The sequence below is a fragment of the Streptomyces sp. CAI-85 genome, assembly GCF_013363615.1.
Lineage (GTDB): Bacteria > Actinomycetota > Actinomycetes > Streptomycetales > Streptomycetaceae > Streptomyces > Streptomyces antibioticus_B.
Map to the genome: position 1 here is coordinate 478,132 of NZ_JAANNX010000002.1, position 20,904 is coordinate 499,035.

A 20,904-nucleotide genomic window follows, 5' to 3' on the forward strand; every position below is an offset into this window, starting at 1 on the left:
CGCTCGCCCCTGCGAGGATGGGAAACGTGACAGTCGCTCCAGGAACCCAGCCAGGAACCCCGCCCGGAATCCTCGTCCTCGCCGGTACCCCGATCGGTGACCTCTCCGACGCGCCGCCCCGGCTGGCCGAGGAGCTGGCCGGGGCCGATGTCGTCGCCGCCGAGGACACCCGCCGGCTGCGCCGCCTCACCCAGGGCCTGGGGGTCACCCCCAAGGGGCGGGTGGTGTCGTACTTCGAGGGCAACGAGTCCGCGCGCACCCCCGAACTGGTCGAGGACCTCCTCGGCGGGGCGCGGGTGCTGCTGGTGACGGACGCGGGCATGCCGTCGGTGTCCGACCCCGGCTACCGGCTGGTGGCCGCCGCCGTCGAGCAGGGCATCAAGGTGACGGCCGTCCCCGGGCCGTCCGCCGTGCTCACCGCGCTCGCCCTGTCCGGGCTGCCCGTGGACCGCTTCTGCTTCGAGGGTTTCCTGCCGCGCAAGGCGGGCGAACGGCTGTCCCGGCTGCGGGAGGTCGCCGACGAGCGGCGCACCCTCGTCTACTTCGAGGCCCCGCACCGCCTCGACGACACCCTCGCCGCGATGGCCGAGGTCTTCGGCACCGACCGGCGGGCCGCCGTCTGCCGCGAACTGACCAAGACCTACGAGGAGATCAGGCGCGGTCCGCTCGGCGAGCTGGCCGAGTGGGCGGCGCAGGGCGTGCGCGGCGAGATCACCGTCGTCGTCTCCGGCGCCCCCGAGCGCGGCCCCGAGGAACTCGACGCGGCGGAACTCGTCCGCCGGGTCCGGGCGCGCGAGGAGGCCGGCGAGCACCGCAAGGAGGCCATCTCGGCGGTCGCGGCGGAGGCGGGGCTGCCCAAGCGGCAGGTGTTCGACGCGGTGGTGGCGGCCAAGGGGGCGGGCAAGGGGACGGGCGGGGCGTCGTAGCGGAGCCCTTGCCGAGTCCTTGCCGAGCCCGTGGAGCACACCGGCTCTCAAAGGGCTCACACCCCCTCTGAGCAGGGCGCATGTCCGATGAGCATGCGCCCCATGCGGGGGCAAAGCGCCAGTGCGGAAGGCAAAGTTCCGCCCCCTGCCGGCGGCCCGTTTTGGCAAGGAAGGTCCAAATCGGACCCAACACTCGACAGGCCCCGTGCATTCGCGTCGGCGCGGGCGTCCACTGGGTCGTGGGACGGCAGCCGTCCCGCTCCAGCGGACCATGAGGAGCCGGCATGAGCGACACCACAGGGCAGACCGGCACGCGCACCGTGACGACCCCGGTCGTGCACGAGTCCTACTCCTTCGCCTGCATGCGCTGCGGGCACGGCTGGGAACAGTCGTACGAGATCGAGCACCACACCGACGCCGAGGGCCAGACGTTCGTCCTCTACGTCGCGGACGGCCGGGTCGTGCCGTCGCCGCTGAGCCGCCCCGCGTGCCAGTACTGCGACGGGCACGTCGTGCGGATCATGCGCGCGGGACAGGTCTCGTCGGTACTCGGGGCCGCGCGCCGGACCCGCCCCGCGCCCCCGGAGGAACCGGCCGGGACGACGGACCCGGCGGCCGCGCCGCACCACCACTGGCATCTGTCCGACCTTCTGCACCCCTTCCACCGCAAGGCGGGCTGAGGGAAACGGGGAGGACCCGGGGCGTGCCCCTTTCGTAGGATCGGGGCATGCCTTCGAACGCCGACGCCAGCACCGCCCCACCGCTCCCGCAGCCCCTGCGGGTCCCGGTCGCCGACTCCCACACCCACCTCGACATGCAGTCCGGCACGGTGGCGGAGGGGCTCGCGAAGGCCGCGTCGGTCGGCGTGACGACGGTCGTGCAGGTCGGCTGCGACCTCAAGGGCTCGCGCTGGGCCGCCGAGACGGCCGCCGCGTACGACGCCGTCCACGCGACGGTCGCCCTCCACCCGAACGAGGCACCGCGCATCGTGCACGGCGACCCCGACGGCTGGTCCCGGCAAGGTGCGCGGGAGGCGGGCGGTACGGCGGCGCTCGACGAGGCGCTCGCCGAGATCGACCGGCTGGCCGCGCTCCCGCAGGTCAAGGGCGTCGGCGAGACGGGGCTCGACTACTTCCGCACCGGCCCCGAGGGCAAGGAGGCGCAGGAGCACTCCTTCCGCGCCCATGTCGAGATCGCCAAGCGGCACGGCAAGGCCCTGGTCATCCACGACCGCGACGCCCACGCCGACGTGCTGCGCGTGCTGAAGGAGGAGGGCGCGCCCGAGCGGACCGTCTTCCACTGCTACTCCGGCGACGCCGAGATGGCCGCGGTGTGCGCCCGCGCCGGCTACTTCATGTCCTTCGCGGGCAACGTCACCTTCAAGAACGCCCAGAACCTGCGGGACGCCCTCGCCGTCGCCCCGCTCGACCTGGTCCTGGTGGAGACCGACGCTCCCTTCCTCACCCCGGCGCCCCACCGCGGCAGGCCCAACGCCCCGTATCTGATCCCGGTCACCGTGCGCGCGATGGCCGCCGTGCGCGGGACCGACGAGGACACGCTCGCCACGGCGCTGGCCGCCAACACCGCCCGCGCGTTCGACTACTGAGGCGTCGGGCGCCGGGACATCCGAACACAACCCTGAGTAGCCGCGTCGCTTTGGAGAGTGACGATCGCTCCGCTAGGTTCTGGGGGCCCCGATCCGGACCCCCGGGTCGGGACTCTCCGGACTCCCAGGACCCCTGGAGCGTGTCGGCGTGAGCAACTCCCAGTACCTGCCGGATGCGCGGTACGCGCAGCCCCCCGATCCCGAGCCGTACACCGGCCTGCACGAGGCCGAGACGCTGGCGTACGGGGTGTACGCGGCGCCGGGGGCCTACGACGAGGCCCATCGTGCGGGCGGCCCGTACGGCTACGAGGACACCTACCACCCCGCCTACGAGGCGGCGTCCGAGCCGCCCCCGACGCTCCAGCTCACCGACCCCCTGCCGCCGCAGCGGACCGTGCCCGGCTCCGAGGCGCCCACCCTGATCGGCGTCGGGGCCGGTGCGGGCGCCGGGGCCGGGGGCCGGGCCGCGCGCCGCCGACGGCGGGACGCCGAGCGCCCCGAGTCGGCGCTGCGCCGGCTGCTGCCGCAGGCGCTCGTCGTCGCCTTCCTGGCCGGCGGCACCACCGCGTTCGTCGCCGAGGACAAGGCGGTCGAGCTGACCGTCGACGGCACGCCCCGCACCCTGCACACCTTCGCCGACGACGTCACCGAACTGCTCGCCGAGGAGGGCGTACGCGTAGGGGCGCACGACGTGGTCACGCCCGCCCCCGGTACGGCCCTCGGCGACGGCGACGAGATCGCCGTCCACTACGGGCGTCCCGTACGGCTCACCCTGGACGGGCAGCGGCGCGAGGTGTGGACGACGGCCCGCACGGTGGAGGGCGCGCTGCGGCAGCTCGGGGTGCGTGCGGAGGGCGCGTATCTCTCGCTCGCGCGCTCCCAGCGGATCGGGCGCGCCGGGCTCACGCTCGACGTGCGCACCGAGCGTGCGGTCACCGTCATGGCCGACGGCCGGGCCCGCACCATCCGCACCAACGCGGCGACCGTGGGCGAGGCGGTCCAGGAGGCCGGGATCACCCTGCGCGGCCAGGACGCCACCTCCGTCCCGGCGGGCAGCTTCCCGCGCGACGGGCAGACCGTCACCGTGCTGCGGATCACCGGCGGCAACGAGGTGCACGACGAGGCGATCGCGTACGCCGTGCGGCGCACCGACGACCCCACCCTGTTCCGGGGCACCGAGGTGGTGGAGCGGCCGGGCCGCGCCGGGCTGCGGCGGATCACGTACTCCGTGCGCACGGTCAACGGCGTGAAGCAGCGGCCGCGGCGGATCCGGACCGAGGTCGTCCGCGAGCCCCGCGCGCAGCTCGTCAAGGTCGGCACCCGGCCGCTGCCCACCTCCGTGCGGGGCGCGGACGGGCTCGACTGGCAGGCCCTGGCCGCCTGCGAGTCCGGCGGCCGGCCGGGCGCGGTCGACCCCTCGGGCACGTACGGCGGGCTCTACCAGTTCGACACCCGCACCTGGCAGAGCCTCGGCGGCAAGGGGCGCCCGCAGGACGCACCGGCGGCCGAACAGACGTTCAGGGCGAAGAAGCTGTACGTCCGCAGGGGCGCGAGCCCGTGGCCGCACTGCGGGGCACGCTTGCAGGGCTAGGGCCGTTCTTCGGATCTGGCCGGCTTCGGGCGGGGGCGGTGTCAGTGCTGCCCGGTGTCGCCGCCCCGTACCCTTGTCCCGTGAGCAGCCCCACCCCCGACGCCCTCCTGAGCCCCGCCGACGTCCGCGAACTCGCGGCGGTCCTCGGCGTACGGCCCACCAAGCAGCGCGGCCAGAACTTCGTGATCGACGCCAACACGGTCCGCCGTATCGTCCGCACCGCCGGGGTGCGGCCGGACGACGTGGTGGTCGAGGTCGGGCCGGGGCTCGGCTCCCTCACCCTGGCCCTGCTGGAGGCCGCCGACCGGGTCACCGCCGTCGAGATCGACGACACCCTGGCCGCCGCGCTGCCCGCGACGATCCAGGCGCGCATGCCGGAGCGCGCCGAGCGGTTCGCGCTGGTGCACTCCGACGCGATGCACGTCACCGAGCTGCCCGGGCCCGCGCCCACCGCGCTGGTGGCGAACCTGCCGTACAACGTGGCCGTGCCGGTCCTGCTGCACATGCTCGCGACCTTCCCGAGCATCGAGCGCACCCTCGTGATGGTCCAGTCGGAGGTCGCCGACCGGCTCGCCGCCGCGCCCGGCTCGAAGGTGTACGGCGTGCCGTCCGTGAAGGCGAACTGGTACGCCGAGGTCAAACGGGCCGGGGCGATCGGGCGGAACGTCTTCTGGCCCGCGCCGAACGTCGACAGCGGGCTCGTCTCGCTGGTCCGCCGCAGCGAGCCGGTGAAGACGAGCGCCTCTCAGCGGGAGGTGTTCGCCGTGATCGACGCGGCGTTCGCCCAGCGCCGCAAGACCCTGCGGGCCGCCCTCGCCGGCTGGGCCGGGTCGGCGCCCGCGGCCGAGGCGGCCCTGGTCGCCGCCGGGGTCTCCCCGCAGGCGCGCGGGGAGTCGCTCACCGTCGAGGAGTTCGCCCGCATCGCCGAGCACGCCGAGAGCAAGGGGTCCGAGTGAGCGTCACCGTCCGTGTGCCGGCCAAGGTCAACGTCCAGCTCGCGGTGGGTGCCGCGCGCCCGGACGGCTTCCACGACCTGGCGAACGTCTTCCTCGCGGTCGGCCTGTACGACGAGGTCACCGCGACCCCGGCCGACGCGCTGACGGTCACCTGCGCGGGGCCGGACGCGGACCAGGTCCCCCTGGACCGGACGAACCTCGCCGCGCGGGCCGCGATCGCGCTCGCCGAACGGTACGGCCGCAGCCCCGACGTGCATCTGCACATCGCCAAGGACATCCCCGTCGCCGGCGGGATGGCGGGCGGCAGCGCGGACGGCGCGGGTGCGCTGCTCGCCTGCGACGCGCTGTGGGGCACGGGCGCGTCCCGCGAGGAACTCCTCGACATCTGCGCCGAGTTGGGCAGTGACGTGCCGTTCAGCCTGGTCGGCGGGGCCGCGCTCGGCACCGGGCGCGGCGAGAAGCTCACCGCGCTGGAGGTCGGCGGCACCTTCCACTGGGTGTTCGCGATGGCCGTGCGCGGGCTGTCGACGCCGGCCGTGTTCCGCGAGTTCGACCGGCTCGGCGAGGGCCTCGACATCCCCGAGCCGGTGGCGTCCCCCGAACTCCTCGACGCCCTGGCCAAGGGCGACCCGGACGCGCTCGCGGCCCACCTCTCCAACGACCTCCAGCCCGCCGCGCTGTCCCTCTTCCCCGACCTCGCCGCCACCCTCGCCGCGGGCCACGCGGCCGGCGCCCTCGCCACCCTGGTCTCGGGCTCGGGCCCCACGACGGCCTACCTCGCCCGCGACGCGGCCTCCGCCGAAAAGATCGCCGACGCCCTGCGCACGTCGACCACCTGCCGCACAGTCCGCCCGACCTCGTCCCCGGCCCCGGGCGCGACGATCATCACCTGACGGGTCGGAGTCGGCCTGCCCGTCCCGCCGCGCGCCCCACGAAGCGGACGGCGCCGGAGACGGACACCCGCGCGCCGATCGCCTGACGGCACCGCTTCGGCCGTCGCCGTCGTCGCCGCGACCGGGCCGGCGCCCGTGGCCGCCGTAGGGCGGGCCCGTCCCCCGGAAGGCGCCCCCCGTGGACGCCCCGACCGGACGGTCGTCCGCGCGACTACCCTTGAGGGTCGATCGATCCCCCCGGGCAGGAGAGAAATGGCCGTCAATCTGGTCAATGTCGAGAACGTCAGCAAGGTGTACGGCACCCGTGCCCTGCTCGACGGTGTCTCGCTCGGTGTGTCCGAAGGGGACCGGATCGGGGTCGTCGGGCGGAACGGCGACGGGAAGACCACGCTGATCCGGATGCTGGCCAAGCTGGAGGAGGCCGACACCGGGCGGGTCACGCACTCCGGCGGGCTGCGGATGGGCGTGCTCACCCAGCACGACTCCCTCGATCCCGCCGCCACCGTCCGGCATGAGGTCATCCGGGACATGGCCGACCACGAGTGGGCCGGCAACGCCAAGATCCGTGACGTGCTCACCGGGCTGTTCGGCGGGCTCGACCTGCCCGGCTTCCCGCAGGGGCTGGACACGGTCATCGGACCGCTCTCCGGTGGCGAGCGCCGCCGTATCGCGCTCGCGAAGCTGCTCATCGACGAGCAGGACCTGATCGTCCTCGACGAGCCGACCAACCACCTCGACGTCGAGGGCATCGCCTGGCTCGCCGCCCACCTGCGCGCCCGGCGCTCGGCCCTCGTCTGCGTCACCCACGACCGCTGGTTCCTCGACCAGGTCTGCACCCGGATGTGGGACGTCCAGCGCGGCACCGTCCACGAGTACGAGGGCGGCTACTCCGACTACGTCTTCGCCCGCGCCGAGCGTGAGCGGATCGCCGCGACCGAGGAGACCAAGCGGCAGAACCTGGTCCGCAAGGAGCTGGCCTGGCTGCGCCGCGGCGCCCCCGCCCGCACCTCGAAGCCCCGCTTCCGCGTCGAGGCCGCCAATGAGCTGATCAAGGACGTGCCGCCGCCCCGCGACACCAGCGAGCTGATGAAGTTCGCGTCGTCGCGGCTCGGCAGGACCGTGTTCGACCTGGAGGACGTGTCCGTCCAGGCCGGCCCCAAGGTGCTGCTCAAGCACATCACCTGGCACCTCGGCCCCGGCGACCGCATCGGCCTGGTCGGGGTCAACGGCGCCGGCAAGACCTCCCTGCTGCGCGCCCTGGCCGAGGCCGCCCGCACCGAGGGCGAGGTGCAGCCCGCGGCGGGCCGGATCGTCGTCGGCAAGACCGTGAAGCTCGCCTACCTCTCCCAGGAGGTCGGCGAACTCGCCCCCGACCTGCGGGTCCTGGAGGCCGTCCAGCAGGTGCGCGAGCGCGTCGACCTCGGCAAGGGCCGGGAGATGACCGCCGGTCAGCTCTGCGAGACGTTCGGCTTCAACAAGGAGAAGCAGTGGACGCCCGTCGGCGACCTCTCCGGCGGTGAGCGCCGCCGCCTCCAGCTCCTGCGCCTGCTCATGGACGAGCCCAACGTCCTCTTCCTCGACGAGCCCACCAACGACCTCGACATCGAGACCCTCACCCAGTTGGAGGACGTCCTCGACGGCTGGCCCGGCTCGATGATCGTCATCTCCCACGACCGGTTCTTCGTCGAGCGCACCACCGACCGCGTCTTCGCCCTCCTCGGCGACGCCACCCTGCGGATGCTCCCGCGCGGCATCGACGAGTACCTGGAGCGCCGGGCCCGGATGGAGGAGGCCGCCGCCGCCTCGGCCCCGGCCGCCGCGCCGAAGCCGGCTACCACCGAGAAGAGCGCGGCCGACCAGCGCGCCGCCAAGAAGGAACTCCAGAAGATCGAGCGGCAGTTGGACAAGCTCTCCGGACGAGAGTCCACCCTGCACGCCCAGATCGCCGACCACGCCACCGACTTCGCGAAGGTCGCCGAACTCGACGCCGAGCTGCGGACGTTGGCGGGGGAGCGCGAGGAGCTGGAGATGCGCTGGCTGGAACTGGCGGAGGACGCGTAGCCCCGACAGCGGCACGCTCGCCCTCCACCGGACCGCACTCAGGGGCGTGCGTCGGGGGCGCGTGCGCCGCGTGAAGGGTGCGTGAAGGCGCATAACGAGGGCGTCACGGGCCGGTCCGCCCTTGGGAACAGGGGCGGACAGGGCCGCTGGGCTGTCGTAGGTGGGTGATACAAAGGGCTGGCTAAAAATCAGTGACGAGGGGGAGCACGCTGATGGCTCAGCCGCCCAATCAGCCGCCGCAGGGCGGGTTCGGCCCGCCGGAGAACCAGCCGCCGCAGGCCCCGGCCCAGCCGCCGCAGCCCCCGTCCGCCGTGCCACCGGCGGCCCCGCCGACCCCGCCGCAGGGTGGTTTCGGCGCGCCCCAGCCCCCCGCCCAGCCGGGGTACGGCTCCCCCCAACAGCCGCCGCAGCCCGGCCCGTACGGCCAGCCGAGCGGCCCCTACACGCAGCAGCCCGGACCCTACGGCCGGCCCGGCCCGTACGGCGCCCAGCAGCCCGGCCCCTACGCCCCGCAGCAGCCGGGATACGGCTACCCGCAGCCGCCGCAGTTCCCCGGCGCACCCGGCGTCCCGCCGGGCGGCGGTGGTTCGCGCAACCCCTTCAAGGGGCGCCCCGCCCTGATCGCGGGCGCGGCCGTGGCCGCCCTGCTGGTGATCGGCGGCACCGTGGTCGCCGTCACCATGGGCGGCGACGACGAGGGCGGCAAGAAGAAGCCGGTCGCGGGCCCGAGCGACGACGGCAAGGCCACCGCGAGCGAGTCCCCGGTCAACCCCGGTGACGGCAGCGGCGACGGCGCCGAGGAGTCCGAGGACTTCAACGAGGGCCGCAAGCCCGGCGAGGCGAAGGTCCTCTGGTACAAGGAGGCCCCGGACGCCCCCGGCTCCGGCGCGGACGCCCCCGGCATGTGGATCACGTCCACGACGGCGGTGAAGGCGGCGTACAAGGACCTCGTCGGCTACACCGTCGGCGACGGCCGTCCCGCCTGGGGCACCATCACGTTCCCGCAGAAGATCTGCGCGGTCACCCCGCAGAAGACGGCCGACGACAAGGTCGTCGTCGCGTACATGAGCGGCACCACCTCGCGCGCCAACTGCAACCAGCTCCAGCAGATCGACCTGAACACCGGCGCCAAGGGCTGGACCGCCGAGGTCGCCGACGGCGCGCTGTTCGACAGCACGAGCAGCATCGGCATGTCGGTCACGGGCAACACCCTGATGGTGGGCCGCTCGATGTCCGGCACCGCGTACGACGTGCGCACCGGCAAGAAGCTGTTCGACAAGAAGAAGTACGGCGACTCCTGCTTCCCGAGCGCGTTCGCGGGCGGCGCCCGGCTGATCGCGGTGTCCTCGTGCGCGGCGACCAAGCCCGACGAGCACGACGAACTCCAGGAGCTGGACCCGGCCACCGGCAAGGTCAAGTGGACCCAGAAGTTCGACAAGGGGTGGACGGTCGCCCGGACCTACTCCGTCGACCCGCTGGTCGTCTACAGCACCAACCGCGACAAGAACACCTGGAACATCGCCGCCTTCAAGCCGACCGGCGGCTTCCGCTCCCAGGTCGCCTTCGACGAGGACTTCGCTCCCGAGTGCGGCTGGGGCGTCCTCCAGCGCGACCTCCAGGGCTGCCTGGGCGCGGTCGCCGACGCGAACACCCTGTACCTGCCGACCTCCGCCACCACCGGCCCCAACGAGATCGTCGCGATCGACCTCTCCAACGGCAAGGAGAAGTGGCGGGCGAAGTCCCCGGGCGACTCGTCGATGCTGCCGGTGTCCGTCGAGGGCGGCAAGCTCGTCGCCTACATGGAGGCGTCCTACAGCAAGCCCGGACAGGTCGTGTCGATCCCGACGACCGGGTCCGCGCACCAGCCGGTGAAGCTGCTGCAACTGCCCGAGGGCACCACCGCGATCGAGCGCGGCTTCTCCTCGCGCGACATCGCCTGGGCCGACGGGCGCTTCTACATCTCCACCACGCGACTGACGGGCCGGGACGAGGACAAGGAGAAGCTGATGCTCGCCTACGGCAAGTAGGGCGCCTGGTGCGCCGACCCGCCGCCGTTCCCGCCCTGTCCGCCAGCCCGCCGCACGTCTGAGCTTTCCCGAGGTACCCACACCATGACGCAGCCGCCGCCCCCGAACCAGCCGCCCCAGGACCAGCCCCCGCAGCAGGGCGCTCCGCAGCCGGGCGCCTTCGGCCCGCCCGAGCCGCAGGACACGCCGCCGCGGGACGCCGTACCGCAGGACGACGCGGCGCGGACGGGAGCCGTGGACGGACCGCAGGACACCCCGCCGCAGCCCGCGCCCGCCGCACCGGAGGCTCCGGCCGCCGCGGGGGGCTTCGGCCCGCCGGAGACACCGCAGGCACCCCAGACGCCTCCGCCTGCCGCCCCGCCGTTCGCCCCGCCCGGGGGCCCGCAGCTCGGCAAGACCCCCGAGGGCGGCGGCCCGATGCCGCACCAGAGCGCGGCCCCGCCCGTCCCGCCCGCGCAGACCCCGCCCACCCCGCCGCAGCCGGCGTACGGCTACCCGGGCCAGGTCCCGCCCGGCGCGCCGCCGACCCCGCCGGCCCCGGCGTACGGCTATCCGCAGGCGGGCGGTCCGCAGCCGCCCCAGCCCCCGACGGCGCCCGGCTACGGTTACCCGGGCCAGGCGCCCGCGCCGTCGCCGTACGCGCAGTCCCCGCAGCCGCCGGCCCCCTACGGCCAGCAGAGTTACGGCCAGCAGGGCTACGGCTACCCGGGCCAGCAGCCCCCGGCCGCCCCCGGCTACGGCTACCCGGGCGGGCCCACCCTGCCCATGCCCGCCCAGCCGGTCCCCGGCGCGGGCGGCGGGAAGAAGATCAACGCGCAGGTCGCGATCATCGTCTCGGCGGTCGTGGCGATCGCGCTGATCGTCGGCAGCGGCATCTGGTACGCCAACTCCGGTGACGGCGGCGGCAAGAAGGACACCACGAGCACCGGTGGCACCAAGGGCGGCAAGGGCGACGACAAGGGCGGCTCCGGCGGCACGTCCGGCGGGGAGAAGGCGCCCGACGACCCGGCGGCCACCATGCTCTTCAAGGTGCCGATGCCCCCGGTCAAGAAGGACGACAACATCAGCGTCCGGGGCTCCTGGCTGACGGACAAGGCGTATGTGAAGACCGGGGCGAGCGAGGTCTCCGGCTACGACCTCGACAAGGGCACCAAGCTGTGGTCGGTGCCGCTGCCGGGTCCGGTGTGCGAGGCCAGCCGGTTCGCCACCGAGGACCACCGCACGGCGATCGTCTTCCAGGCGAGCAAGGAGGACACCGCCCGCTGCGACCAGGTCGCCGCGATCGACCTCAGCGCGGGCAAGCAGCTCTGGAAGAAGTCGGTCACGGCCGGCGACTACCAGATCGACTTCGACAACGTGACCGTCAGCGCGAACACCGTCGCCGTGGGCGGCACGGACGGCGGCGCGGCCTTCGACATCGCCAGCGGCAAGCAGCTCTGGGCGCCCAAGACGAGCGACACCTGCTACGACGCCGGGTACGGCGGCGGCCCCAAGCTGGTGGCGCTGCGCAAGTGCGGCGGCTACGACGACCCGCAGCTCCACGTCCAGACCATCGACCCGGCCTCCGGCAAGGTGATCTCCGAGTACAAGATGACCCAGGGCATCGAGTACGCGTCCATCGTCTCGACCGAGCCGCTGGTCGTGGCGGCCGACGTCGGCGACAGCGCCGGTGACGGCAGCGGGATCTCCGACTTCTTCTCCATCGACAACAAGACGGGCGAGCTGCGCACCCGTATCTCCGCGCCGGGCGACGACTTCGCGGCCGACTGCGAGGGCATCACACGGATCGAGCAGTGCTCGGGCCTGGCCGTCGGCAACGACCGGATCTACATCCCGACCGAGGAGCACGACGGCACCGCCGAGTACAGCCGGACGAACGAGATCGTGGCGTTCGACCTGGCCACCGGCAAGCAGACCGGCCAGCGCGCCGACGCGGGCGACGGCTACACGATCTACCCGCTGCGGATGGACGGCAACAGCCTGATCGCCTACAAGCGGCCGCCGTACGACAAGGGCGGACAGGTCGTCAGCATCGACGGCGGCTCCTTCAAGGAGACCGTGCTGCTCCAGAACTCGGACGCGAAGGAGTCGGTGGACGCGGAGACCGGCATGCTGCCGGAGTACTCGGAGTTCATCTACGCCGACGGCCGGCTGTTCATGTCCGATGTGTACGCCGACGTGTCCACGCCCAGCGACCCGGAGTATCTGGCGCTGGCGTTCGGCAGGACCAATTGATCATCTAGTAGTACTAGTTCGGTGGCTCACGGCCCCGTCCCTGCTCAGGGGCGGGGCCGTGCACGTACCGCTCATCACCCTCGAATCCGAGGAATTTCGGCGATCCGGGGCACTTCTCATGGGTAGGGGGAGCGCAACGTCGAACAAGCGTGTAGCTTCCGGGGGCATGAAGGACGGGGTGCCGGGGGGCACCCCTTGTCCGTGTGCCATGCATGTCGTGTTCCGTGGGGGGACTGGGGGGTTGGCTCGATGGGAGTGCGGCTGATGGTGGTCGACGACCACCGCCTGCTGGCCGAGGCGCTGGCCTCGGCGCTGAAGCTGCGAGGACACCGGGTGCTCGCCGCGGCGGCACCGGCCGCGGGCGCGGCGGAGCTGGTGATCACCCGGGCACCCGAGGTGTGCCTGCTGGGTACGGCGACCCCGGCCGAGCCGGGCATGTTCGACCCGGTGGTCCGCATCAAGCGGGAGCGTCCGCAGGTGGCGGTCCTGGTCCTCGGCCCGGTGCCGAACCCGCGCGGCATCGCGGCGGCCTTCGCGGCGGGGGCCTCCGGCTATGTACGGCACGACGAGCGCATCGAGGGCGTCGAGCGGGCGATCATGAAGGCACGGGCCGGTGAGGCGGCGGTGGCCCCGCAACTGCTCCAGGGAGCCTTCAGCGAGCTGCTCAACCCCGCCGCCCAGCCGGACGACGAGGGGCAGCGGCTGCTCCAGATGCTCACCCCGCGCGAGGTCGAGGTCCTGGTCCGGGTCGCCGACGGCGAGGACACCCGCCTGATCGCCGCGGGCATGGGCATCGCCCCCTCCACGGCCCGCACGCACGTCCAGCGCGTCCTGATGAAACTCGGCGTCGGCTCCCGCCTGGAGGCGGCCGCACTGGCCGCCCGCACGGGTCTGCTGGACCGGGCGGGTCCCGTAGTACGCGATTGAACGATAGGCTGATCATCACGACGGGGGACGGAGAGGCCATGAAGCTGTACCTGATCGCGGCGATAGTGCTGCTGTCGTCCCTCTTCGCCGCGTCCGGCATCGCCGCGATCACCCGAGGCTGGGTCCTCCCCTGGAACCGCCGCCACGTCCACCGCCTCCGCCTCCACGGCGCGGGCCAACTGCTGGCGGCCTTCGCCCTGTGCTGGCAGCTCGTCTTCGGCTTCCTGGTGGACACCTCGGGCATCCGCCAGGCAGGCACCCTGACCGGCAGCGCGCTCCTCCTGACCGGCATCCTCATGATGGCCGCGGACCAGTTCCTCCCACGTCCCAAGGGCACGCCGAGCCCGGAGTAAGGGGGCGCCCGGACGGTTGTGCCTCGTCCGATCCGTTGCCTTTCCTTCGCGGCCGCGGGCTATCGTCGTAGGCACGGCGTGTCTGAGGAGCACCAAGGAGCACAACGGTCATGACTGCCCACCCCGCAGAACCCGCACCGGTCGCCCCGCCCATGCCCGAGCGGACCCCGAAGGCACTGCGCGAGGCCATCGCCCAGAACGCGCCCCAGTTGCTCCCCGACTTCGACGAGCACTGGAAGTGGGCTGTCGCCGACGCGTACGACATAAGCACCGTGCCCGCGTTCATGGCCCGCTGGTGGGGCGAGTACGCGATCGCCCGCGATCCGAAGCTCGACGCCCATGTGAACGGCCTGGAACACCGCGCCGCCGAGTCCACCGACCTCGCCGAGGCCAGGGCGATCCTCGAAGAGGTGTCGCACATCCGCTACCAGGTGCAACGACTGGAGCCCGGCCAGTGACCGACGAGTTCATGGGCCCGCCCTGGCAGATGGACTGGACACTCAAGGCCCAGGCCGCGCGCGACGCGTTGCCGGAGCATGTGCGGAAGATGATCGACGCCGACGTGGACCTCTGCCAGGTCAGGGTCTCGTAGGCGATCATCCGGACTCAAGTCCGCCGGTGCGTATGCCTTTCAGGAGGCTGGCGAGGGCGGACGGGGTGGTCGTGAGGACGGTGCCCGGGGTGTCGCTTTCGCGGAGGTGGAGGGTGGTGAGGGAGACGGCGAGTTCGACGCACGTGTCTCCTTCGCCGCCGTCGGAGAACGTGGACTTCTGCCAGCGCAGGGTCTGGTTCATGGAGGGCCTCACAGTTCCTTCGTCAGGCGGTGGATGAAGTCCCGCGATGCTGCCGCGTCCAGGGATGCTTCCTCCACCTTACGAAGGAGTGTTCGGAGGTGTTCCAACTGCGGTTGCGCATCGACGAACACGACCCCTGTGGGCGCGTCGCGGAGAACCGTGTCCAGCCGGGGGAGCGGCCCGCCGGCGTACACCATCGAGGCTCCGGCCCCGGCGAAGCCGTCCTGATCGATGGGGATGACCCTCACGGTGACGTGGCTCTGCTCGATCTGATCCAGGATGCAACGGAGTTGGGCGAGGGAGATCTGGCGGTCAGGTCGGGGCCTGGGACGGGGACCCCCGGCCTCCCGAGCCGCCCGGTGACTTCGGCAAGCTCGTCGACTCCGAGCGTGGGCGCGGGCTCGCCCTCGTGCGGGCCTGTGTCGACACCTGGGGGTGGCAGCCCCTCTCCCGGCTCGGGCGGGGCGGGAAGCTCGTGTGGTGTGAACTCGGTGTCGCTCAGGCGTGGTGAGGTGCAAAACGGATAAGCCTAACATACTGTGCGTAACTGCACCGTTTCGTTCTGTAACGAAACACGTCTGACAAGCGAAAAGGAAAGCAATGCGCAAGCTTCACAAGGTCGCTCTCGTGGCCGCCATGATCGGCAGCCTCGGCATGGCCGGCGCGGGTGTCGCCGCCGCCGGTGACGGGGGCTCCGGCCGCGAGTGCACCCAGGGCGCCGCCACCAAGCCCTCCATCAACAACGGGCTCATCAACATCCCGAACCTGAACCTGCCGCTCCTCGGCAACCTCACGGAGTCGACCGCGATCCAGCAGAGCTGTGTGAACGGCAACGACAGCGGCACGCTGACGGGCTCGGGCATCGGCACGGAGCAGTCGGGCGGCCTCCTGGGCGGCCTCCTCGGCTGACGTAACGCCCCCCTCGACGCCCTACGGGGCCGGAACCGCCGTACTGCTCGGCGGAACCGGCCCCGTTCGGCATCCAGGCTCCGGGCCCCCTACTGTTCGTCCTTCTCCAGCGTCTCCGCCGGCAGCGACGGCGTCGGGTGCGACGTCGGGCGCAGCCACAGCCAGGCCAGGAAGAACAGGCCGAGGGCCAGCATGCCCAGGCCGGTCCACAGGTTGATGTTGATGCCCTGCGCCTTGTCGATCTCCGCGTCGCTGTCGGTCAGACCGGTGATCGTGAGGATGACGCCGTACAGGACGAACAGGCCGCCGATGATGCGCCGCAGGTCGAAGATGCGGGCCGCGGTCTCGGACTTCTGCTCCAGCTCGGTGACCTCGCGCTGGACGTCCGCCTCGGAGTACCCCGCGCGCCGCAGCCGCTCGGCCGCCTCGTCGGAGTCGGGGCGGTCGGCGGGGTCGAATTGCTCGGACATGGTCTCTCCAGTCTCCCGCGGCCGGGTCAGAACGAGAACGGGATGTAGCAGGCGGCGGCCAGGATCACGGCGCCCCAGCCCAGCAGGGCCGGCTTGCGGTACCAGGCGTCGTCGCCCGCCGCCGGCGGCTCGGCCATGCCGGGGGAGACCGTGCCGTAGACCAGGCCCTGGAGCTCCTCCTCCGGCTTCGGCGCGGTGAACAGCGACACCGCCACCATCACCACCGCGCCCGCCACGAACCCGGCGATCGCGGAGACGAAGTTCGCGCCCTGGTCGGTGGGGATGCCGATGACGTCCTGCTTGTAGAGGACGAAGTAGTTGATCATCGCGGCCGTGGTGCCGGCCAGCAGCCCCCAGAAGCCGGATTTCATCGACGCCCGCTTCCAGAACATGCCGACGATGAAGACGACGAACATCGGCACGTTGAAGAAGGAGAACAGCGTCTGGAGGTAGCTCATGATGTTGGAGAAGGAGGAGGCGAGGAACGCCGTGCCGATCGACGCCATCACGCCGATCGCGGTGATCAGCCGGCCGAAGCGGACGTAGTAGGCGTCCTCGCGCCCCAGCACCACGTACTTCGCCCAGATGTCGGTGGTGAACACCGTGTTGAAGGACGAGATGTTCGCCGCCATGCCCGCCATGAACGCCGCGAGCAGGCCCGTCACCGCGATGCCCAGCACGCCGTTCGGCAGCAGCTCCTGCATCAGGTAGGGGATCGCGTCGTTGTACTGGAGGTCCGAGCCGGACGTGCCGATCTTCGGGACCAGCACCGCGGCGACCAGGCCCGGGATCATCACCAGGAAGACGATGAAGATCTTCGGGTACGCGGCGATGAGCGGCGTCCGCTGGGCCGCCGAGAGGTTCTTGGCGGACAGGGCGCGCTGCACCTCGGCGAAGTTCGTCGTCCAGTAGCCGAAGGACAGCACGAATCCGAGGCCGAGCACGATCGTCAGCCAGTTCGCGCCGAGCGGGTTGTCGCTGCCGATGCCCGTGCCGCCCCAGGCGGTCACGAAGTCGTCGCCGTGCGAGGCGGTCAGGGAGTCCGTCAGACCGCCCCAGCCGTCGACCTTCTTCAGACCGAGCACGGTCAGCGGGATCAGCGCCGCCAGGATCACGAAGAACTGGAGCACCTCGTTGTAGATCGCCGAGGACAGACCGCCCAGCGTGATGTACGCCAGGACGAAGAACCCGGCGACCACGATCGCGACCCACTGCGGCCAGCCCAGCAGCGCCTCGACGACGATCGCCAGCGCGTACAGGTTGACGCCCGCGATCAGGATGGCCGCGAAGGCGAACAGCAGCGAGCTGAGCAGATGCGCGCCCTTGTCGAAGCGCAGCAGCAGGAACTCGGGGACCGAGCGGACCTTGCTGCCGTAGTAGAAGGGCATCATCACCAGGCCCAGGAAGACCATGGCCGGGATGGCGCCGATCCAGTACCAGTGGACGGTGTACGCGCCGTACTGCGCGCTGTTCGCGGCCATGCCGAGGATCTCGGTGGCCGCCAGGTTGGCCGAGATGAAGGCCAGGCCGGTGATCCAGGCGGGCAGCGACCGCCCGGAGAGGAAGAAGTCGAGGCTGGTCTTCACCGACCGGCGGGCGGCGAAGCCGATGCCCAGGACGACGACAAAGTAGATGCCGAGGATCGTGTAGTCGAGTGCGTTCGTGGGGAGTCGCAGCTCGGCCGCCAGGTCCAGGGCGTGCGCGGGGCCGTGCACCTGGCCGGGCGTGGCGGCATATGTGGGGGCATATGTGGGGGTGTGCATCCGGAGCCAACCTTGTCTGGTGGTCTTTGTTCGGTTGTGATGGTGACTACCGTGGGGGTTTGTGGTTTGATGTGTTCGGTTCTGTTTGAAGATTTGTTTGAAGACTTGTCTGAAGACTGACCGGCAATGTCGATATCGATCGGTGTACGGATGGAGAGTCGCGGTGAAGAAGACCTCGACCCGCTTGGCCGACGGTCGTGAGCTCATCTACTACGACCAGCGGGACGACTCGGTGCGCGACGCGGTGGACCGCCGTCCCCTGGACCGCACCGTCACCACTTCGGAGGTACGCCGGGACCCGCTGCTCGGCGACTCCGTGGCGATCGCCTCCCACCGGCAGGGGCGCACCTACCACCCGCCGGCCGACGAATGCCCGCTGTGCCCCTCCCAGGGCGACCGGCTGAGCGAGATCCCGGACTCCTCGTACGACGTCGTCGTGTTCGAGAATCGTTTCCCCTCGCTGGCCGGCGACTCCGGGCGGTGCGAGGTGGTCTGTTTCACCTCCGACCACGACGCGTCCTTCGCCGATCTGACCGAGGCGCAGGCACGGCTCGTCCTGGACGCGTGGACGGACCGCACGTCCGAGCTGTCGCATCTGCCCTCCGTCGATCAGGTGTTCTGCTTCGAGAACCGGGGCGCCGAGATCGGTGTGACACTGGGTCACCCGCACGGGCAGATCTACGCCTACCCGTTCACCACGCCGCGCACCGCGCTGATGCTGCGTTCGCTCGCGGCCCACAAGGAGGCGACCGGCGGGGAGAACCTCTTCGACGCCGTCCTGGAGCGTGAACTCGCCGGTGAGCGGGTCGTCCTGGAGAGTGAACACTGGGCGGCCTTCGTGCCCTGGGCGGCGCACTGGCCGTACGAGGTGCACCTGTACCCCAAGCGGCGCGTGCCCGATCTGCTGGCGCTGGACGAGGCCGCGCGCACAGAGTTCCCCCAGGTCTACCTGGAACTCTTGAGGCGCTTCGACCGTATCTTCGGTGAGGGTGAGCCGCCGACGCCGTACATCGCCGCCTGGCACCAGGCGCCGTTCCGGCTGGAGGAGTTCGAGGGCGTCAACCGCGACGACTTCGCGCTCCATCTGGAGCTTTTCACCGTCCGCCGGACGTCCGGCAAGCTGAAGTTCCTCGCGGGTTCCGAATCCGGCATGAGCGTGTTCATCAACGACGTGCCGCCGGAGCGCGCGGCCGAGCGACTGCGAGAGGTGGCGAGCTGATGAGCAGCGGAAAGTATCTGGTCACGGGTGGTGCGGGGTATGTCGGCGGGGTGGTCGCCCAGCACCTGCTGGAGGCGGGGCACGAGGTCGTCGTCCTCGACAACCTCTCCACCGGCTTCCGCGAGGGCGTCCCGGCCGGCGCCGCCTTCGTCGAGGGCGACATCCGCGACGCGGGCAAGTGGCTCGACGCCTCCTTCGACGGTGTGCTCCACTTCGCCGCGTCCTCGCAGGTCGGCGAGTCCGTCACCAAGCCGGAGAAGTACTGGGAGAACAACGTCGGCGGGTCGATGGCCCTGCTCGCCGCCATGCGCGAGGCGGGCGTGCGCCGGCTGGTGTTCTCCTCCACCGCCGCGACCTACGGCGAGCCGGAGCAGGTCCCGATCGTGGAGACCACGCGGACCAGCCCCACCAACCCCTACGGCGCCACCAAGCTCGCCGTCGACCATATGATCACCGGAGAGGCCGCGGCGCACGGCCTCGCCGCGGTCTCGCTGCGCTACTTCAACGTGGCCGGGGCGTACGGCACCCAGGGCGAGCGGCACGACCCCGAGTCGCACCTCATCCCGCTCGTCCTCCAGGTCGCGCAGGGCCGCCGCGAGGCCGTCTCCGTCTTCGGCGACGACTATCCGACGCCGGACGGCACCTGCGTGCGCGACTACATCCATGTCGCCGACCTCGCCGAGGCCCATCTGCTCGCCCTCGCCGCGGCGGCCCCCGGCGAGCACCTGATCTGCAACCTGGGCAACGGCAACGGCTTCTCGGTCCGCGAGGTCGTCGAGACCGTCCGCAAGGTCACCGGGCACCCGATCCCCGAGGTCCTGGCCCCGCGCCGGGGCGGCGACCCGGCCGTCCTGGTCGCCTCGGCGGCCACCGCCCGCGAGCGGCTCGGCTGGAACCCGACCCGCGCGGACCTCGCCGGAATCGTCGCGGACGCCTGGGAGTTCGCGCAGTACATCGCGAAGGAGCAGTAGTGGGGGCACAGCAGGTCCGGGACGCCTTCAAGGCGCTCTACGGCACGGAACCCGACGGGGTCTGGGCGGCGCCCGGCCGCGTCAACCTCATCGGCGAGCACACCGACTACAACGACGGCTTCGTGATGCCGTTCGCGCTGCCGCACACCGCGCTCGCGGCCGTGTCCCGGCGCACGGACGGCAGACTGCGGCTGCACTCGGCCGACGTCGAGGGCGGCGTCGCGGAACTCGACGTGGCCGCGCTCGCCCCGGGCTCCGACGACGACTGGACGGCGTACCCGGCGGGGGTCGTCTGGGCGCTGCGCGAGGCCGGGCACCCGATCACCGGCGCGGACGTCCATCTGGCCTCGACCGTGCCGACCGGCGCGGGGCTGTCCTCCTCGGCGGCCCTGGAGGTCGTCGTCGCGCTCGCGCTGAACGACCTGTACGGCCTCGGGCTCGCACGCTGGCAGCTCGCCCGCCTCTGCCAGCGCGCGGAGAACGTCTACGTGGGCGCGCCCACCGGCATCATGGACCAGACGGCGTCCGCCTGCTGCGAGGCCGGCCACGCGCTGTTCCTCGACACCCGGGACCTCTCCCAGAAGCAGATCCCCTTCGACCTCGCCGCCGAGGGCCTGCGGCTGCTGGTCGTCGACACCCAGGTCAAGCACGCCCACAGCAGCGGCGAGTACGGCAAGCGCCGGGCCGGCTGCGAGAAGGGCGCGGCGCTCCTCGGCGTCGACGCGCTGCGGGACATCCCGTTCGCCGACCTGGACGCGGCACTGGCCCGCCTCGGCGACGAGGAGGAGGTCCGCCGCCTCGTCCGCCACGTGGTCACGGAGGACGCCCGCGTCGAACGGGTGGTCTCCCTCCTCGAATCCGGCGACCCCCGCGCCATCGGCCCGGTCCTCACCGAGGGCCACGCCTCCCTCCGCGACGACTTCCGCGTCTCCTGCCCCGAACTCGACCTGGTCGTCGACACGGCGGTGACCGCGGGAGCCCTCGGCGCCCGAATGACGGGCGGCGGCTTCGGAGGCTCGGCGATCGTCCTCACGACAGCGGCCGACGCGGAAACCCTCACCAAGACGATCGAGGAAGCCTTCGCCACAGCGGACTTCACGGCCCCCCGAGTCTTCGAAGCGGTCCCGTCCCAGGGGGCACACCGGGTTTCCTGACCCCGGACTGCCCCGCGCCGGTCGGTAGGGTGCGGGGCGGTCGTACGGA

General features: G+C 72.0%; 20 protein-coding genes and 2 pseudogenes. 18 read left to right on the forward strand and 4 right to left on the reverse strand.

Annotated elements, in window-relative coordinates; translation table 11 throughout:
* Positions 1–26: 26 nt before the first annotated feature.
* The 13 genes from rsmI to G6W55_RS05255 all read left to right on the forward strand — a co-directional run bounded on the left by rsmI (position 27) and on the right by G6W55_RS05255 (position 14,167).
* The gene (gene rsmI / locus G6W55_RS05195; protein ID WP_309243633.1) at positions 27–926 is read left to right on the forward strand and encodes a 16S rRNA (cytidine(1402)-2'-O)-methyltransferase; all 900 of its coding nucleotides are present in this window, start codon (positions 27–29) and stop codon (positions 924–926) included.
* A gap of 284 nt (positions 927–1,210) precedes the next feature.
* Positions 1,211–1,606, forward strand: a complete 396-nt coding sequence (locus G6W55_RS05200) for a hypothetical protein (RefSeq protein WP_175519551.1) — start codon at positions 1,211–1,213, stop codon at positions 1,604–1,606.
* Positions 1,607–1,653: 47 nt separating this feature from the next.
* A complete protein-coding gene (locus tag G6W55_RS05205; RefSeq protein WP_175519552.1) occupies positions 1,654–2,532 on the forward strand; it encodes a TatD family hydrolase in 879 nt (292 codons plus the stop codon).
* A gap of 148 nt (positions 2,533–2,680) precedes the next feature.
* Positions 2,681–4,123: a resuscitation-promoting factor gene (locus tag G6W55_RS05210; RefSeq protein ID WP_175519553.1), complete on the forward strand. Its 1,443-nt coding sequence runs from the start codon at positions 2,681–2,683 to the stop codon at positions 4,121–4,123.
* Between the two features lie 80 nt (positions 4,124–4,203).
* Positions 4,204–5,079: a 16S rRNA (adenine(1518)-N(6)/adenine(1519)-N(6))-dimethyltransferase RsmA gene (gene rsmA / locus G6W55_RS05215; RefSeq protein WP_175519554.1), complete on the forward strand. Its 876-nt coding sequence runs from the start codon at positions 4,204–4,206 to the stop codon at positions 5,077–5,079.
* Positions 5,076–5,972 (forward strand): 4-(cytidine 5'-diphospho)-2-C-methyl-D-erythritol kinase, encoded by an 897-nt coding sequence (locus G6W55_RS05220; RefSeq protein WP_175519555.1) that lies wholly within the window; start codon positions 5,076–5,078, stop codon positions 5,970–5,972. The genes rsmA and G6W55_RS05220 overlap by 4 nt, the downstream gene beginning before the upstream one ends.
* A 252-nt stretch (positions 5,973–6,224) precedes the next feature.
* Positions 6,225–8,033 (forward strand): ABC-F family ATP-binding cassette domain-containing protein, encoded by a 1,809-nt coding sequence (locus G6W55_RS05225; protein WP_175519556.1) that lies wholly within the window; start codon positions 6,225–6,227, stop codon positions 8,031–8,033.
* A gap of 212 nt (positions 8,034–8,245) precedes the next feature.
* Positions 8,246–10,060 (forward strand): PQQ-binding-like beta-propeller repeat protein, encoded by a 1,815-nt coding sequence (locus G6W55_RS05230; RefSeq protein ID WP_175519557.1) that lies wholly within the window; start codon positions 8,246–8,248, stop codon positions 10,058–10,060.
* An 84-nt stretch (positions 10,061–10,144) separates the two neighbouring features.
* Positions 10,145–12,295, forward strand: coding sequence for a PQQ-binding-like beta-propeller repeat protein (locus G6W55_RS05235; protein ID WP_175519558.1), 2,151 nt, complete (start codon positions 10,145–10,147; stop codon positions 12,293–12,295).
* Positions 12,296–12,544: 249 nt separating this feature from the next.
* Positions 12,545–13,222, forward strand: coding sequence for a LuxR C-terminal-related transcriptional regulator (locus G6W55_RS05240; RefSeq protein WP_175519559.1), 678 nt, complete (start codon positions 12,545–12,547; stop codon positions 13,220–13,222).
* 38 nt (positions 13,223–13,260) lie between these two features.
* On the forward strand, positions 13,261–13,575 hold the full coding sequence (locus G6W55_RS05245; protein ID WP_175519560.1) for a hypothetical protein: 315 nt from the start codon (positions 13,261–13,263) through the stop codon (positions 13,573–13,575).
* A gap of 110 nt (positions 13,576–13,685) precedes the next feature.
* Positions 13,686–14,033 (forward strand): hypothetical protein, encoded by a 348-nt coding sequence (locus G6W55_RS05250; RefSeq protein WP_175519561.1) that lies wholly within the window; start codon positions 13,686–13,688, stop codon positions 14,031–14,033.
* A complete protein-coding gene (locus G6W55_RS05255; protein WP_175519562.1) occupies positions 14,030–14,167 on the forward strand; it encodes a hypothetical protein in 138 nt (45 codons plus the stop codon). Before G6W55_RS05250 ends, G6W55_RS05255 begins: the two co-directional genes overlap by 4 nt.
* A 4-nt stretch (positions 14,168–14,171) precedes the next feature.
* On the opposite strand, the gene G6W55_RS05260 is transcribed toward G6W55_RS05255, so the two are convergent.
* Positions 14,172–14,369: a DUF397 domain-containing protein gene (locus tag G6W55_RS05260; protein WP_175519563.1), complete on the reverse strand. Its 198-nt coding sequence runs from the start codon at positions 14,367–14,369 to the stop codon at positions 14,172–14,174.
* 8 nt (positions 14,370–14,377) lie between these two features.
* A pseudogene (locus G6W55_RS05265) lies at positions 14,378–14,683 on the reverse strand (Scr1 family TA system antitoxin-like transcriptional regulator); the annotation flags it as partial.
* Here G6W55_RS05265 and G6W55_RS38485 point away from each other — a divergent pair.
* Positions 14,683–14,880, forward strand: a pseudogene (locus G6W55_RS38485) (ATP-binding protein); the annotation flags it as partial. The pseudogenes G6W55_RS05265 and G6W55_RS38485 sit on opposite strands and share 1 nt — an antisense overlap.
* An 89-nt stretch (positions 14,881–14,969) precedes the next feature.
* Positions 14,970–15,278, forward strand: a complete 309-nt coding sequence (locus G6W55_RS05270; protein WP_175519564.1) for a hypothetical protein — start codon at positions 14,970–14,972, stop codon at positions 15,276–15,278.
* 89 nt (positions 15,279–15,367) lie between these two features.
* Here the strand turns inward: G6W55_RS05270 and G6W55_RS05275 are convergent, their stop codons facing one another.
* Positions 15,368–15,748, reverse strand: coding sequence for a hypothetical protein (locus G6W55_RS05275; RefSeq protein WP_244369163.1), 381 nt, complete (start codon positions 15,746–15,748; stop codon positions 15,368–15,370).
* Positions 15,749–15,774: 26 nt separating this feature from the next.
* Entirely contained in the window at positions 15,775–17,511 is a 1,737-nt protein-coding gene (locus G6W55_RS05280; protein ID WP_244369164.1) for a sodium:solute symporter family protein, read from the reverse strand.
* 163 nt (positions 17,512–17,674) lie between these two features.
* Here G6W55_RS05280 and galT point away from each other — a divergent pair, with 163 nt between their 5' ends.
* Genes galT through galK form a run of 3 tightly spaced genes read left to right on the forward strand, consistent with a single transcriptional unit; the run spans position 17,675 to position 20,855 of the window.
* Complete coding sequence (gene galT / locus G6W55_RS05285; protein ID WP_175519565.1) at positions 17,675–18,730, forward strand: galactose-1-phosphate uridylyltransferase; 1,056 nt, start codon at positions 17,675–17,677, stop codon at positions 18,728–18,730.
* A complete protein-coding gene (gene galE / locus G6W55_RS05290) occupies positions 18,730–19,701 on the forward strand; it encodes a UDP-glucose 4-epimerase GalE (RefSeq protein ID WP_175519566.1) in 972 nt (323 codons plus the stop codon). Before galT ends, galE begins: the two co-directional genes overlap by 1 nt.
* Positions 19,701–20,855: a galactokinase gene (gene galK / locus G6W55_RS05295; RefSeq protein WP_175519567.1), complete on the forward strand. Its 1,155-nt coding sequence runs from the start codon at positions 19,701–19,703 to the stop codon at positions 20,853–20,855. Before galE ends, galK begins: the two co-directional genes overlap by 1 nt.
* Positions 20,856–20,904 lie beyond the last annotated feature (49 nt).